The organism is Paraburkholderia sp. J76 (assembly GCF_905220295.1).
GTDB lineage: Bacteria > Pseudomonadota > Gammaproteobacteria > Burkholderiales > Burkholderiaceae > Paraburkholderia.
The window spans coordinates 181,195-194,207 of record NZ_CAJMZJ010000010.1 but is presented as its reverse complement, the minus strand read 5'-3'; the positions used below and the strand labels follow the sequence as shown (position 1 = coordinate 194,207).

The window sequence follows — 13,013 nt, the reverse complement described above, 5'->3', positions numbered from 1 at the left end:
GACTGCATTCGCCGATCTCGCCACGCTCGCGCGCCAACGCGAAGCACAGCGGCGTGTTCGCAACAACTCAAGATCGCACTCGCCGGCACTGCAGCATCGGGTCCCGGCATTGCCCAACCTGCACCTGAGGGGAAGTGAAAAGTGAAATTGAAGGTAATGCACTCCGCACTGGTAGTCGCCTGGGTAGTTTCCTGTGCCGCCGCGCACGCCGACGTCGTGAAGATTGGTTTTGCCGCGCCGCTCACGGGCGCGCAGTCGAACTATGGCACTGACATGCAAAAAGGCGTGCAACTGGCCATCAACGATTTCAACGCCACGCATCCCACCATCGGCGGCAAGCCCGTATCGTTCGAACTCGATTCGCAGAACGACCAGGCCGATCCGCACACGGGAACCGTCGTCGCGCAGCGTCTCATCGACGACGGCGTGAGCGGCATCATCGGCCACTTCAACTCGGGCACCAGCATTCCCGCCTCCGATCTGTACAACCGCGCGGGCCTGCCGCAAATTTCGATGGCGACCTCGCCGGTATACACGGCGCGCGGCTACAAGACGACGTTCCGCCTCCTGACGAGCGATGCGCAGGCTGGCCGCATTGTCGGCTCTTATGTGGTGAAGACGCTGCACTACAAGCGCATTGCGATTATCGACGACCGTACCGCCTATGGTCAGGGCATTGCCGACGAATTCGCAAAAGCCGTCGAGGCGGCCGGCGGCACGGTGGTGAAGCGCGACTATACGAACGACAAGGCGCTCGACTTCTCTGCAATCCTTACCAATCTCAAGGGTATCAATCCCGATGCGGTGTTTTACGGCGGCGGCGATGCGCAGTCGTCGCCGATGATCCGCAAGATGCGCCAGCTTGGCATCAAGGCGGCGTTCGTGACCGGCGAAATGTCGCGCTCGCCCACCTTCCTCAAGATCGGCGGCAATGCGGCCGAAGGCGCGATCGTCTACATGGGCGGCCTGCCGAAGGAAAAGATGCCCGGCTTCGCGAGCTACGCAACGCGCTACAAGGCGCGCTTTGGCGAAGACCCCATCACTTATTCGCCCTACTCGTACGACGGCACGATGGCGCTTCTCACCGCGATGAAAGACGCGAACTCGACCGATCCGAAGGTCTACGGCCCGTACCTCGACAAATTGTCGATCAAAGGCGTCTCGGCCGCGACGATTTCGTATGATCCGACCGGCGACCTCAAGGACGCGCCCGTGACCATCTACAAGGTCCAGCACGGCGACTTCAAGCCGGTCGATACGATCGCGGGCAATTGATATCGTCTGCGGGTCCACGGCGGACCCGCGCAATCCGCACCTGATCGGCCCCTGCCATCCGTGCGGATTCGCCTCCTCTTGTGCCCTGACTTCGCCTTCGGGTGCCAGATCGCTCGCCTCGTGCGCCTTCCCATAATCGGGCACGGCTGTTGCGCCCCCCGCACATACGTGGCGATTCCGCCGCACGTCGAGCGAAGGGAGGTAGTGATGAGGCAAACCGTATTGGGCGTTTACGACAGTTATGGGAGCGCGCGTTCCGCGCAAAAGGCCTTGGGCGACGCCGGCGTTGCGCAAGCCGATATCGCGATTTACTCGATGTCGGTCGATGCCCCGCTGGAAAAAGGGCCGCGTGTCTACGCGCCTGGCGGAACCGATGCGGGACAGCAGACGCGGGTGTTCGATCAACTCGAACGCCTGTTCGCACGGCTATTCAAGCACGGCGCGTATCCGCCCGAGACCGAAGATTATCGGGAATTCATTCGGCGCGGCGGCGCGGTCGTAAGCGCCGACGTTTCCGAAATGCAGGTGAATCTGGCGCGCGACGTGATGCGCAGCGCCGGCGCGGCGGATATCGAGGAGCGCAGCAGTGCATGGCGCAACGCTTCTACCGACGCTCAACTCTCGCGGACCACAACTCAAGCGTCCGGCAAGTTATACGAGACATCGCCCGAGGCGGCAGCGGAAACCCGGCATACGGCATTTTCCTCTGCAGTGCCAACTGTCGTCAGCGGCATGCAGCAGGTTACGACGCGCACGGCCCCGGAGCCCGAAAGGACCGCGAGCGCGGCCCAATCGCAACACGCGACGACGAGGGGCCTGGTGGGAGACCCTGTCATGGGCACGCCCATCGACGACGCTTCCTACGAGACGGAAGTCCGTAAGGACTATGACGCCAATTACGCGAACTCCGGCATGTCCTACGAGGAATATTGCGCAGCGTATGAGCACGGCGCAACGCTCCGTCAGGACGAACGATATCGCGGAGACGACTGGCTGGGCGTGGAACCAAGCGCCCGCGAGGATTGGGAAGCGCGCTATCCGGAAAGCGGCTGGGAAAAATTCAAGGCCGCCGTGCGTCACGGCTGGGAGCGCATGAAAGAGCTTTAAGCGCGCTTTAAACCCGCTTTAAACCGGTTAGTTTTCTGCTTTTCCACCACTGCCTTTACCCGATCCCAGGCTGCCTGCCAGGCGGCTTGGGAGCGCGCGTCTAAAGCACCCTCTTCCCTAAGTGTTTTCTTCCATTCCCGTTCGATTCATCGCGCCATTCACGGCTTGCACCTTCGTATCCCCCTGGAAGAACTCGTAAGCGATTAGCCAAACGCCACGCTGATTCGTGCTTCACTCAAGCACTCTGCAAGCGAAGATTTGTCCCGCCGTTCGCCGATATTCCCCCGATCGGCGAAAGGCGGGGCGCGCTTCCCTCCCCCGGCGCGCTCCTTCTTTTTGTTCCATTGCGCCAAGGAGGCCCATCATGACGAGCCCTATCGGTTCGAGCAGTATTGCGCACACGTCTTCGTTGACGTCGTCGGCCGAAAGCCGCAGCACCAAAAACGCCAGCACGGGAAGCGCCGCAGCCAATCCTTTTCCGCAGCAGGAAACGGTGCATCCGGCCACGCCGGTCGGGCCGCTCGGCCACAACATCAACACCTCGGCATGACCCCGTCGCGGTTGCGGGAAACCCCGGCGCAACGCGCAAGCTTCTCAACGCATGTCGTGCGCGCCGCGTCGGCGATTGCGCTGGCGTGCCTCGCGCTGCCGCTCGAAAGCTGTGCCGTGGCGGCCTTTCCGTGCCGGGTCGCCTCGGCCACGCTGAAGATCGTGCCGCTGGTCGGCCACCCGGCAGCGGTGCCGTTCGATGCGTGCGCGGCGGCCGTCGACTGACCGAGATCCAGCCGATGAAACCGACGCCCTTGATCGCATTCGCTTTGAGCGCAGCCTACGTGGCCGCGCCGCTCTCGCCCGCGCATGCGGACACGCGTTTTGAAGGGCATGTACAAATGTACGCCGCACCGAAAGCCTCCTCGCCTCCGGCGCCGCCCGTAAAAAAGCGCCGGCCAGCGGCTGCGTCGTCCCATCGCTCGCGCATGACGGCGCCCGGCGATTCGCCATTTGCGTTTCGCGGCATTCCGCTCGGCGCGGCGCTGAGCGCGTTGCGGCAAACGGACATGGTGCGTGCAACGCCGCACGAAAGCGAACTGCTATGTGAAACCGATATTGCGGCCAGCGACATCGGCATGATGGTCAAGAGCTACGCGAGCCTCACGGTCGCTTGCCGGTGGGCATACCACACGGCGCGAGGCTGGACACCCTCGCGCGCAGTGGTGGACGGCGTACCGGCGGTGGATCATATCCTGCGCTTCGCGCACGCCTCGGCTGGCGATCCGCTGCGTCTCTACGAAATGTCATTCGTCGTGGATTCGACAACAGCCTTCGACTTGCGCGATCTGCTCGCCTCCCGCTATGGCGCGCCGCGCGTGACCGGCGCGCCCACGCTGCCGCTGCTCGTGTGGGAGAACGCGTCGAGCACGATCACCATCTGCCTCCTTCCCGACAGCCACCGCGCGACGCTCACGTATCTGCTCAAGCCCGCCACGCTGCGCGCCAAAGGCAGCGACAAGACACTCAAGCTCAGCCAGTTCGACGAAGGCTGAACCGGGCACGCCATCCGATGATTCATACTCGCATCCCCGCCATGCCATTTATTAACCCGGAATCCTTAATTTTCAGCGCATTCCGCAAAACTCGATTGAAACGCCTGGCATATGTGTCGTTGTTCGCAGCACTTGCCGCAGCGCTGGCTGGCTGCGCGACGCCGGAGTCGATCGTCAATACGCCCATGACGCCGCCGCTCGCGGAACCGCTACTGAACGTCAACACGAGCGGCGCGATCTATCAGTCTGGCACCGCCATTTCGCTCTACGAAACACCACGTGCGCAGCGAATCGGCGACGTGCTCACGATCCGGCTTTCCGAAACCTATAGCGGCAACGACATCGCAAGCGCCGCCGCGAAGCGCGACAGCAACATCACAGCCACGGCCGCCGACCAGTCGACCAGCGCGGCGGCACGGCTCGCGCGCCTCTTTAATATCGGCTCGGCTTCGACCTCGTTCAATGGCAGCGGGAGCCACACGCTTTCGAGCGGCATGACCGGCACGCTCGCCGTCACGGTGATCAGCAAGACGCCTACGGGCAATCTGGTGGTCTCGGGCGAGAAGATCATTGCGATGAGCGGCGAACATCAACGGCTGCGGCTTTCCGGAATCGTCAATCCTAACGACGTGGAAGCCGATAACTACGTCGAGTCGGGCAAAATCGCCAATGCTCGAATCGAGCAGGTCGGACGCGGGTTACTCAACGATGCGACGACCGTCGGGTGGTTGCAACGAATGTTTCTTAGTGTGCTTACGTTTTGAATTTGCGATCTTTTCGACTTCTTCCCGGCTAATCATCCGGAATTCCCGAAGCGGTCGGCAAACCCCGTCTCTCCATCCGGCACGAACACATACCCGTGCCCCCAAACCGTTTGCAGATACCGGGGCTCGGAAGGATCGGTTTCAATCAACCGCCGCAAACGCCAAATCGCGACATCGAGACTACGGTTCCGGTAACGCCCCGCCTCCCCATACACGATTTCGATAATGCGCTCGCGCGAAAGAATCGTCATTGCATGATTGACAAACAGCTTGAGGAATGCGAACTCACTCGAACGCAGCGGCATGCGGACTTCATCGCGGTACAACTCGCGCGAACGGAAATCGAGTTCGAACGGACCGAAGCGAAACGATTCGCGGCTCTCCGGCGCACCCGTGAGATTGGAAATACTGCGCCGTCGCATGACAGAACGAATGCGCGCCGCCAGCTCGCCCGGATCGAACGGTTTGCCCACGTAGTCGTCGGCGCCGAATTCGAGGCCCAGCACGCGGTCGATGACCTCGTTGCGCGCGGTGAGCATGATGACGGGCAGATCGTCGCCGCTTTCACGCAACGCGCGCAGCGCGCTGATGCCATCCACTTCCGGCATCATGATGTCGAGCACCACGACCTGCGGCCGCTCGGAGCGAAGCCGCTCCTGCATCGCGCGCACGGAGGGCAGCGTCGTGACGGTAAAGCCGCGCATCTGAAGATATTCGGCCGTGACGTCGCGCACGACAGCATCGTCGTCGACGAGAAAGATATTATTTGCCATACGTAAATCGTAAGGGACGCGAACGAGCCGGTACAGGCCCCCGGCCTTACCTAGCCTTTCCCGCGCGTCACGCGGGGCGCACGGCTTACTGGCCGCTCGACGCGGACTGGAACGGATTGTCCAACGGCGTCTGGTCGACCACCATGCTGTCCACCAGTCCCTTGAGCTTTACCGCCGCACTCGCATAGCGGTCGGTGCCGAGACCGCGGACTTCGTAGCGCGCGGTAACGGCAATATGGTTGTGCAGGAAGATCGTGAGATTGATCGTCGAAAGATAGGCACGGCTTTCGTCGCTGAAGGTCGGCTTGCCGAACTCGATCGATGCGTTATACACGAGACGTCCTTCGCAACTCACCGGCTCGGTTCCCGCGCCGTAGACATCCGAAGTCACGCCGCGCTGCGCGAGCACGAGTTGCAGCGACGGCACGAAGTCGCCCGACGTGACCATGGGATTGTTCTCGATGCAGATCGAACTGAGATTCACAGGGCGCCCCGTCACGAATTTAGGCGAGGAATAATTCGACGCGACCGCGTAACCAGCCTGAATCACGGAGCCGGTCGCATCGGCCGCGGTGATGAGCGTCCACGCGCAACCGTTGAGCGCAAGCGCCGCGGCGCATAGCGCGCCGAATTTCGCCGTGCGCGCGCTCGCACGACTGACGTATGACACGATTTCATGTGGCATGGGAGCGGGTACCCGATGCGTTGATGGGCTGCGCGGAACACGACACAGTCGCCGCAGGACACACCACGCATGATCGGTGCGAGGCGACCCGCCCGAAGGCCGGGAAACCGGTCAATGTTGAACGCCACTTTCCATCTCTTCAAAATTCTCTCGTGCGGTAAGGAATGAAACGCCTGCGTTGCGGCACGCTATGTAATGTTTCGTAAGTTCTCCTGCATTCTCCCCGCTGAGCGAGGCATTGCGAATTCATCGCCGCGCTATCGTGCTCACTGCAGTTCACACGCGCTTCTCACTGCCGCGCCTTGGGCTGCCACTCCTTTCCTCTTCCCGCTTTTTCATCATCATGGCCGCCATGAACCGAGAATCGAAAATCCCCCGCGCTCCTTTCTTCAAGCGCGGCCTGAACACCGCTGCGTTCGCGCTGTTCGCGTCGCTCGCTGGCACGCCGTTCGCACACGCCGCAAGTTTTCACTGCCCGCGCAACGCGTCCGCTTCCGAGCGTCTCGTGTGCAACGACCCGACGCTTTCCGCACTCGACGATAAACTGGCCGCGCTTTATCGCAGCGCGTTCGATGCAACCACCGACACGGCCGCGCTCGAAGCCGACCGCGTGAGCCAGTGGCAATGGCGCCAGCACAACTGCAAGGACAAGGCGTGCGTGACAGATTGGTACGACCGCCGTATCGCCGAACTCGAAGGCGACCTCAAGCATGGCAAACAGGCTGCCGTGCGGCGCGTGAAGGAAGGCGTCGTGGACCAGCAACTCGCCCCTTCCGCGCAGGACGCCGTGCTCGAAATGCGCGGCATTCCGCCGATGCCCAGGGAAGATCGCGCAACAGCCACCACGTCCGCCGAAATCCACGCGCCGCTACACCTGAAAAAAATGCCGAGCGGCGTGGCCGCTGACGCTCGCCAGACCCGACTCGCGCAAGCGCAAGCGCAGGTCCGTCGCGCCACTGCGCAAATGGCCAGCGCAAACTCGGCATTCGCGAAAGCGGCAGGCGTGGCATCTATCGACGCGCCGGGCCCGACGACAGACTCGGCGAGCAAACCGCACAGCGCGAGCGCGCTTGACTGCGAATCCGTTGCGTCGACGGAACCCGCGCACGCTGCGCAAGCGTCCAACGAGCCAGACGCTGTCGCCGGGAAGTAAGGTCGCCGTGTAAGTTGCGGCAAGAAATCTGCGCTCGCGCGCTGTTCTGAGCGTTGTCGATATCAAATAAAATAGGGCGATGAGTCCACACGTTCTCATCGTCGACGACGATCCGGTCGTGCGCGATCTCCTCTCCGGCTTTCTGCGGGCCAACGGTTTCGAAGCCTCGGTCCTTCACGACGGCACGCATCTCGGCGCGCGGCTAAAACGCGAGCGGCCATCGGTCGTCGTGCTCGACGTCATGATGCCGCGCACCGACGGCCTGCGCGCCCTCGCCGCGCTGCGCGCGCAAGGCGACGACATTCCGGTGATCTTCGCGTCCGCGCGCGGCGCAGCGGGCGACCGCATCGCCGGTCTCATGCTGGGCGCGGACGACTACGTTACCAAGCCTTTCGATCCCGAGGAATTGCTGCTGCGTATCCATGCCGTGCTGCGCCGGCGCGGCAGCGCGCACGCAGGCGCAGCCGAGGCCCGCGAACGCTATCGCTTCGGCGCGTTCGAGCTTGATTTCACGGCCCGCACGCTCGAACGCGACGGCAAGCGTGTGCCCTTCCGGAACTGTGAGTTCGTTATCCTGAAGATTTTCACGGAGCATCCGTATCGCGTGCTTTCGCGCGGGTTGCTTCACGATCTGCTGCACGCCGAAGGCTTCGACTTTCACGAACGCAGTCTCGACGTGCCGGTCTGGCGTTTGCGCCGCGTGATCGAGGACGATCCCGCGCAACCGCGCTACGTGCAGACCGTGCGCGGCAAAGGATATGTGTTCGTGCCGCAAAACGGCTCCACGGAAGACAGCGCCCACGGCACGAACGCGTAATTGCATGAACAATCCGTTGAATACGCTGTTCGGGCGCATGGCGCTGATGTCCGCGCTGCTGCTGTTCGCCATTCAGGCGTGCTGGTTCATCGTGTTCGCGCCGCAGCCGCGCCGCCACGAGGTGGAGGGCTTCGAACGAGGTCTGCTGCTCATGTTGCATGCCACGACGAGCGCGGCGGCCAGCGCGCCGCCCAACGAAATGGACCTCGCGCCTGCCTTGCGCGTGCATCTCGTGCCCACCTGGAACATGCCCGCCGACGTGCGCCTCGAAGTGCCGAAGCGCGAGCCGCTCGCCGACTTGCGCAAGCAGCTCTTGCGCGACCTGCCGCCCGGCACCGAGATTCTCGCCGACCTGCGCCATCGCGAAGCGCTATGGGTGCGTTTCGCGGGCCAGCCCACGTGGATCGTCGCGCCCGTCGATCTGCCGCCGCCGCGCGATCTGCTCCCGCTGTTCGGCTCGATGCTCGCTCTCTCGCTGCTTCTCGCGCTGCTCGCCATGTGGCAAATGCAGCGGCCGCTTTCGCTCGTGGCTCAAGCGGCACGCGCGTTCGGCACGGGCCATCGTCCGGCGCCCGTCAAACAGCATGGGCCGCGCGAATTGCGCGAACTGATCGGCTCGTTCAACGGCATGATGAAGCAGCTCAACGAAGCCGACGACGATCAGGCCGTGATGCTCGCCGGTGTCGCGCACGATCTGAAGTCGCCTCTCACGCGCCTGAAGCTGCGTGCGAGCATGATGGGTTCGGAGCGCGAGCGCGAGCAGCTCATACGCGAGGTCGATTCGCTGAACGATATCGTCCAGCAGTTTCTGGAATTCGCGCGGCAGCGGCCCGAATCGGGGCCCGCGGTTGAAGTCGATGCGCTGCTGCGCGAGCAATTCTTTTCCGATGCCGGCGACGATGACGACGCACTCTTCAGACTCGATCTGCGCGCGGGCCCGGCGTTCCGGCTGCCGCGCACGCTGCTCGACAGGCTCGTGTCGAATCTCGTCGACAACGCACTCGAACACGGCGTGCCGCCCGTGGAAATCGCCACGCGCCGCGAGGGCGCGCAGTGGATCGTCGAAGTCCGCGATCATGGCCCGGGCATTCCCCCAGGGCGCGTGGCCGCTGCGCTCAAACCGTTCGTACGCCTTGACGAAGCGCGCGGCGGAGAAGGCCATTGCGGACTCGGGCTCGCGATCGTGACGCGCCTCACGCGCAATCAGGGCGGCCGCTGCGATTTGTCGAATCACCCCGAAGGTGGACTGCGCGTGCGTATCGCGCTACCCGCCGATGCCAGGGCCACTGCATAAGCCGTATATTGCCCGTCGATTTCTTCGTTTGCGCGCGCCGCTCAAACCACGAGCCGCCCGCGCAGACGACTCACTGTTTCCGACGCGAGACCCAGCCCCACGCCGAGATAGCGATTGAGGTCGCCGTAGCTCTCTTGCACCGCGTCGAACGCGGCCTGCAGATAGCTGGCCTGCACGGGCGACGCTGCGGTAACCGAATCGACGCTCGCCGGGCGCCACGCGTCCGTCAGCATGAAATCCTTCACGATGATTTCTAGCGGCACGTTTGCGATCAGCAGCAACAGCGCGCACGCCCAACCCGCCACATCCACGCCGGTGCCGCCCGTAATCAGCAGCGGCCCCGGCGCATCGGCAATGTGTTGCAACAGCGCGCCGTAAATCGCGCATTGCGTGCGGCCTGTCACGAGTGTGCGCCAATGCGTCTGCATCGCCGCATCGAGTTCGCTGGCGAGCATGCCCGCGAACGACGGCGGCTCGGGCGTACCCAGCACATTGAGCGCGAGAAAACTGGCCGCGCCAGGCATGTCGGGCGCGGCGTCGATTTCCGCAGGCGTTCGCAGATCGTAGACGTTGGACAGCGCCATGCGCTCAAGTTTCGCCGAGTCGGCGGCATCCGGTTTGAGCACGTCCGAGCGGAAGATGAAAGCGCGGCGCACATGTGCGCCATCGCTCGTCGAATAGCCGGGCGCGGCGCCGCCCAGATCGCGGAAGTTCGCGACCGAACCGATAACGGGCGACGAGGCATCCTGCGTGCCATCGCTTCCCGTGTAATCGCCGCCACACGCACTCAACAATGTGCTCGCGCAACCGCTCAGCGCCAGCAGGCTCATGGTGCCTTTGAGCAGTGCGCGGCGCGGCGGGTTGGCGAGCGCGGCGCCATCGCAGAGGCTGAGATTGCCGGTCGCGGCCACAGGCAAGCGCTTACGCGCCCGTGCGAACGAAGAGGAGCAGGCAGAGAAAGGCAAATTCATCGGTTGGCGGATTGTGCAGGGAACGCGAAACGTCGCATGTCACAGGCGTTCGAAAAGGGCGCAGTTTACCGGCAGATAAGTCTGAATAGGTAAAGTGCAAAACGCCGTAATAATTTTTCGCGATTCGCAGTACATTTTTCGCCAGGTTTATTACCAGAACTTTCCGTTTACACACAGCATCGAATTTCAGTGGTAATGCGCATCCAGTGAGTTTTTCTTTATAGAACCCGCCATTCCTTTCCAAATATTATTCTTGACGCTCCTGGTCGCGCTTTTATAATCGCCCGTGAATTCAGGCATTCGCTTGATCATCGTGGCAGTCGCCGGCTGCCTCTGGGAGTACCACGTCATGTACAAAGGCAATGTGACCGAAGAAGCGCGTGAAGTACTGCGCGCAATCGAGCTGATCCAACTCGGCGCACGCATGCCTGTGCTCGAAAAAGAACTGACGCTTTCGCGCAATCGTTTGATCAGGCTTTACCGGGAACTCAAGAACGCTTCGCCGCCCAAGGGAATGTTGCCGTTTTCGGCGGACTGGTATTTCACGTGGCTGCCGAACATTCACGCGTCGCTCTTCTACAACATTTACCTGTTTCTTGCCGACAGGGCGAAATGCAGTCGGCTCGACGCACTCACGCGCGCGTACCGCCTCTACATGGAACACTGCGAGAGCGCCGAAACCGAACGCGTGCTGAGCTTCACGCGCGCATGGACGCTGCTGCGCTTTTTCGAAGGCGGGCTGCTCACGCTTTCGACTTGCACCGTCTGTTCTGGCCGCTTCGTGCGCCACATACGCGATGCGCATAAGCCCATTGCGTGTTGCATTTGCGTTCCGCCCGCGCGCGCCGGCATGACGCGCGCCGCACGCATGCCCCGCGATACGGAAGCGGACACTGCAACGCTCGCTGAAGTCACGCGTGCCCTCGACCCCAAGCGTTCCGCGAACCGCGTGCGGCTCGCCGCACCCGTTTCCGTTTAAACGGCAATTAGAACGTTCTTCGAGTCACATCTTCATCGCGCCGTGCATCGGTCTGTAAAGCGCGGCGAGAAAGTCGAAAGGAGTCGGCCATGCAAATCGGGGCGGCGACACAGTTCGCCAGCAGCAGCACCAACACGAACTCACCCGGCGCGGGCGCGGCATCCGGCCAGGCAATCGCGCCGCCCGCATCGCAGAACGACGCCGTGCAGATTTCGCCGCAAGGCTATGCGGCCGCATCGACCGACAATACGGCGAGCGACGAGACCGACGCGGCATCCACGCCGCCCAGCGCGCAGCCCGTGAAGTCGCTCGTCTATGGCGCACTGGGGCTTGAGCGCCCCGACGCGCCCGCCGACCCGAACCGCACCTATACGCTCGGGCGCTGGATCGCAGCGGGCATTACGCTGGGCGGCGTTATTTCCCTGTTCGTCTAAGCGGCGCGATTCGAGGCGCAATATCCGCCTGTTCGTATCCGCCAACCTGGCGGAATCCGCCGATTGATCTTCGCTGCGAAGTGGCCCATATTCGATGAAGTGCGCCAATCGCGCACTCACTTTGCGGCAATTCGTCAATTGAAGCGAAGCGCGCTCCTCCCATGCTCAACGCCCCTGGTCACGACGATTCCGGCCCGTCGGAGTGCCCCTACTGCGGGACCACGTTCAACGCACCGCTCGCACTGTGCCCTCAATGCGGAGCGAATCAACTCGCCGCTGCCTCCCGCATCGCGGGGGAGAGCGAGCGCGCGCCGGACGAACGCGCACACAAGGTTGCCGAACGCCTGCGTGCGAACCTCGGCGCGATCCCGGGCAATCTGGTCGGCAAGCGCGTCTACAACGGCGAATATCCTTCGATCGACGAGGAACACATTGTCGAGCGCTCGCGGCTGTCGCGCTATGCATGGGCGGCCCTTGGCGCGCTCGCGATCGCATTCACCGGTTATACGTTCCTGCATCGCAGCGGTTGGGCGCCAAGACTCGGCGCACAGGTGATAGTGGGGTCCGTGAGCGGCTCGAAGGACATGCAGGGCGCGCTCGCCACGCAAACCAGCCGCCAAACGGCCGCGCCGCCGCGTGGGAAGTCCGCTCAGCGCAGCATCGCCCAGCAGAATGCACCCGCCGCGCCGCGCTATGCCGCCGCGCATCCCGACGTCGCGCGAAACCTGGCCAACGCGCGCGCCAACCTTGAGAGGAACAACCTCTGGCCCGCGCGCAGGGCGCTCGCGAATGCGCTCGCCGCAGAACCCGCCAACGCCGATGCGCGGCAGATGCAAGCCGACCTCGTCGCACGCGAGCACCAGCGCGACGCGCTGATCGGCCAGGCACGGCAATGCGCGCACGCACGCCAATGGGCTTGTGCCCGGCAAGACGCGGGCCATGCCGTGAACGTGGACGCATCGAGCCGCGAGGCGAGGCATCTGCTCGCGCTCGCCAGCGCCGAGCACCGGCCGGGCGCGGGAAAGCGCAACGGCTGGACGTGGCCATGGGAAGGCCAATATGCGCAGGCAGGCGACACGCGCCCCAAGCAGGATCCCCTCTTCTGGCATCACTGATTCTTCGCAATGAGCCCTATTGCCGACCGCTTCCGGTCGGGCAACGCTTGCGCGCGATTGGTGAACGTTGAATAATATTGAACGTCGTTCAATATTTCCTCA

Annotated in this window: 15 protein-coding genes; 12 read left to right on the top strand and 3 right to left on the bottom strand. The window is 63.1% G+C overall.

The window, feature by feature from the left end; genetic code table 11:
* The first annotated feature begins 141 nt into the window (after nucleotides 1-141).
* The 6 genes from U5768_RS20305 to U5768_RS20280 all read left to right on the top strand — a co-directional run bounded on the left by U5768_RS20305 (nucleotide 142) and on the right by U5768_RS20280 (nucleotide 4,690).
* On the top strand, nucleotides 142-1,275 hold the full coding sequence (locus tag U5768_RS20305; protein ID WP_322032192.1) for a branched-chain amino acid ABC transporter substrate-binding protein: 1,134 nt from the start codon (nucleotides 142-144) through the stop codon (nucleotides 1,273-1,275).
* Nucleotides 1,276-1,545: 270 nt separating this feature from the next.
* Nucleotides 1,546-2,382 carry a hypothetical protein gene (locus U5768_RS20300; protein WP_322032191.1) on the top strand — a complete coding sequence of 279 codons (837 nt, stop codon included), beginning with the start codon at nucleotides 1,546-1,548 and terminating at the stop codon, nucleotides 2,380-2,382.
* 364 nt (nucleotides 2,383-2,746) lie between these two features.
* Complete coding sequence (locus U5768_RS20295; protein ID WP_322032190.1) at nucleotides 2,747-2,932, top strand: hypothetical protein; 186 nt, start codon at nucleotides 2,747-2,749, stop codon at nucleotides 2,930-2,932.
* Entirely contained in the window at nucleotides 2,929-3,156 is a 228-nt protein-coding gene (locus U5768_RS20290) for a DUF6726 family protein (RefSeq protein WP_415913943.1), read from the top strand. Before U5768_RS20295 ends, U5768_RS20290 begins: the two co-directional genes overlap by 4 nt.
* 14 nt (nucleotides 3,157-3,170) lie before the next feature.
* The gene (locus tag U5768_RS20285; RefSeq protein WP_322032189.1) at nucleotides 3,171-3,926 is read left to right on the top strand and encodes a hypothetical protein; all 756 of its coding nucleotides are present in this window, start codon (nucleotides 3,171-3,173) and stop codon (nucleotides 3,924-3,926) included.
* 104 nt (nucleotides 3,927-4,030) lie between these two features.
* Nucleotides 4,031-4,690 (top strand): flagellar basal body L-ring protein FlgH, encoded by a 660-nt coding sequence (locus U5768_RS20280; RefSeq protein ID WP_415913949.1) that lies wholly within the window; start codon nucleotides 4,031-4,033, stop codon nucleotides 4,688-4,690.
* A gap of 32 nt (nucleotides 4,691-4,722) precedes the next feature.
* Here U5768_RS20280 and U5768_RS20275 read toward each other — a convergent pair whose 3' ends face one another.
* Together U5768_RS20275 and U5768_RS20270 are read right to left on the bottom strand one after the other, a co-directional pair.
* Nucleotides 4,723-5,463, bottom strand: coding sequence for a response regulator (locus tag U5768_RS20275; protein ID WP_322032188.1), 741 nt, complete (start codon nucleotides 5,461-5,463; stop codon nucleotides 4,723-4,725).
* An 85-nt stretch (nucleotides 5,464-5,548) separates the two neighbouring features.
* Nucleotides 5,549-6,133: a hypothetical protein gene (locus U5768_RS20270; protein ID WP_322032187.1), complete on the bottom strand. Its 585-nt coding sequence runs from the start codon at nucleotides 6,131-6,133 to the stop codon at nucleotides 5,549-5,551.
* 367 nt (nucleotides 6,134-6,500) lie between these two features.
* Between U5768_RS20270 and U5768_RS20265 the strand changes: the two genes are divergently transcribed.
* The 3 genes from U5768_RS20265 (at nucleotide 6,501) to U5768_RS20255 (ending at nucleotide 9,412) form a co-directional block, all read left to right on the top strand.
* The gene (locus U5768_RS20265) at nucleotides 6,501-7,301 is read left to right on the top strand and encodes a hypothetical protein (RefSeq protein WP_322032186.1); all 801 of its coding nucleotides are present in this window, start codon (nucleotides 6,501-6,503) and stop codon (nucleotides 7,299-7,301) included.
* Nucleotides 7,302-7,380: 79 nt separating this feature from the next.
* The gene (locus U5768_RS20260; protein ID WP_322032185.1) at nucleotides 7,381-8,118 is read left to right on the top strand and encodes a response regulator; all 738 of its coding nucleotides are present in this window, start codon (nucleotides 7,381-7,383) and stop codon (nucleotides 8,116-8,118) included.
* Between the two features lie 4 nt (nucleotides 8,119-8,122).
* Nucleotides 8,123-9,412, top strand: a complete 1,290-nt coding sequence (locus U5768_RS20255) for an ATP-binding protein (RefSeq protein WP_322032184.1) — start codon at nucleotides 8,123-8,125, stop codon at nucleotides 9,410-9,412.
* Between the two features lie 41 nt (nucleotides 9,413-9,453).
* Here the strand turns inward: U5768_RS20255 and U5768_RS20250 are convergent, their stop codons facing one another.
* Complete coding sequence (locus U5768_RS20250) at nucleotides 9,454-10,323, bottom strand: tyrosine-protein phosphatase (RefSeq protein WP_322032183.1); 870 nt, start codon at nucleotides 10,321-10,323, stop codon at nucleotides 9,454-9,456.
* A 409-nt stretch (nucleotides 10,324-10,732) separates the two neighbouring features.
* Here U5768_RS20250 and flhC point away from each other — a divergent pair, with 409 nt between their 5' ends.
* From flhC to U5768_RS20235, 3 genes are all read left to right on the top strand, one after another.
* Nucleotides 10,733-11,362 (top strand): flagellar transcriptional regulator FlhC, encoded by a 630-nt coding sequence (gene flhC, locus U5768_RS20245; RefSeq protein ID WP_322032182.1) that lies wholly within the window; start codon nucleotides 10,733-10,735, stop codon nucleotides 11,360-11,362.
* 89 nt (nucleotides 11,363-11,451) lie between these two features.
* The gene (locus U5768_RS20240) at nucleotides 11,452-11,796 is read left to right on the top strand and encodes a hypothetical protein (RefSeq protein WP_322032181.1); all 345 of its coding nucleotides are present in this window, start codon (nucleotides 11,452-11,454) and stop codon (nucleotides 11,794-11,796) included.
* Between the two features lie 161 nt (nucleotides 11,797-11,957).
* Nucleotides 11,958-12,911 carry a hypothetical protein gene (locus U5768_RS20235; protein ID WP_322032180.1) on the top strand — a complete coding sequence of 318 codons (954 nt, stop codon included), beginning with the start codon at nucleotides 11,958-11,960 and terminating at the stop codon, nucleotides 12,909-12,911.
* Nucleotides 12,912-13,013 lie beyond the last annotated feature (102 nt).

Coding starts and splice junctions, on each gene's coding strand:
- U5768_RS20240 (WP_322032181.1), top strand. CDS start 11,452: ATGCAAATCGGGGCGGCGACACAGTTCGCCAGCAGCAGCACCAACACG.
- U5768_RS20265 (WP_322032186.1), top strand. CDS start 6,501: ATGAACCGAGAATCGAAAATCCCCCGCGCTCCTTTCTTCAAGCGCGGC.
- U5768_RS20235 (WP_322032180.1), top strand. CDS start 11,958: ATGCTCAACGCCCCTGGTCACGACGATTCCGGCCCGTCGGAGTGCCCC.
- U5768_RS20255 (WP_322032184.1), top strand. CDS start 8,123: ATGAACAATCCGTTGAATACGCTGTTCGGGCGCATGGCGCTGATGTCC.
- U5768_RS20285 (WP_322032189.1), top strand. CDS start 3,171: ATGAAACCGACGCCCTTGATCGCATTCGCTTTGAGCGCAGCCTACGTG.
- flhC (WP_322032182.1), top strand. CDS start 10,733: ATGTACAAAGGCAATGTGACCGAAGAAGCGCGTGAAGTACTGCGCGCA.
- U5768_RS20295 (WP_322032190.1), top strand. CDS start 2,747: ATGACGAGCCCTATCGGTTCGAGCAGTATTGCGCACACGTCTTCGTTG.
- U5768_RS20290 (WP_415913943.1), top strand. CDS start 2,929: ATGACCCCGTCGCGGTTGCGGGAAACCCCGGCGCAACGCGCAAGCTTC.
- U5768_RS20275 (WP_322032188.1), bottom strand. CDS start 5,463: ATGGCAAATAATATCTTTCTCGTCGACGACGATGCTGTCGTGCGCGAC.
- U5768_RS20260 (WP_322032185.1), top strand. CDS start 7,381: ATGAGTCCACACGTTCTCATCGTCGACGACGATCCGGTCGTGCGCGAT.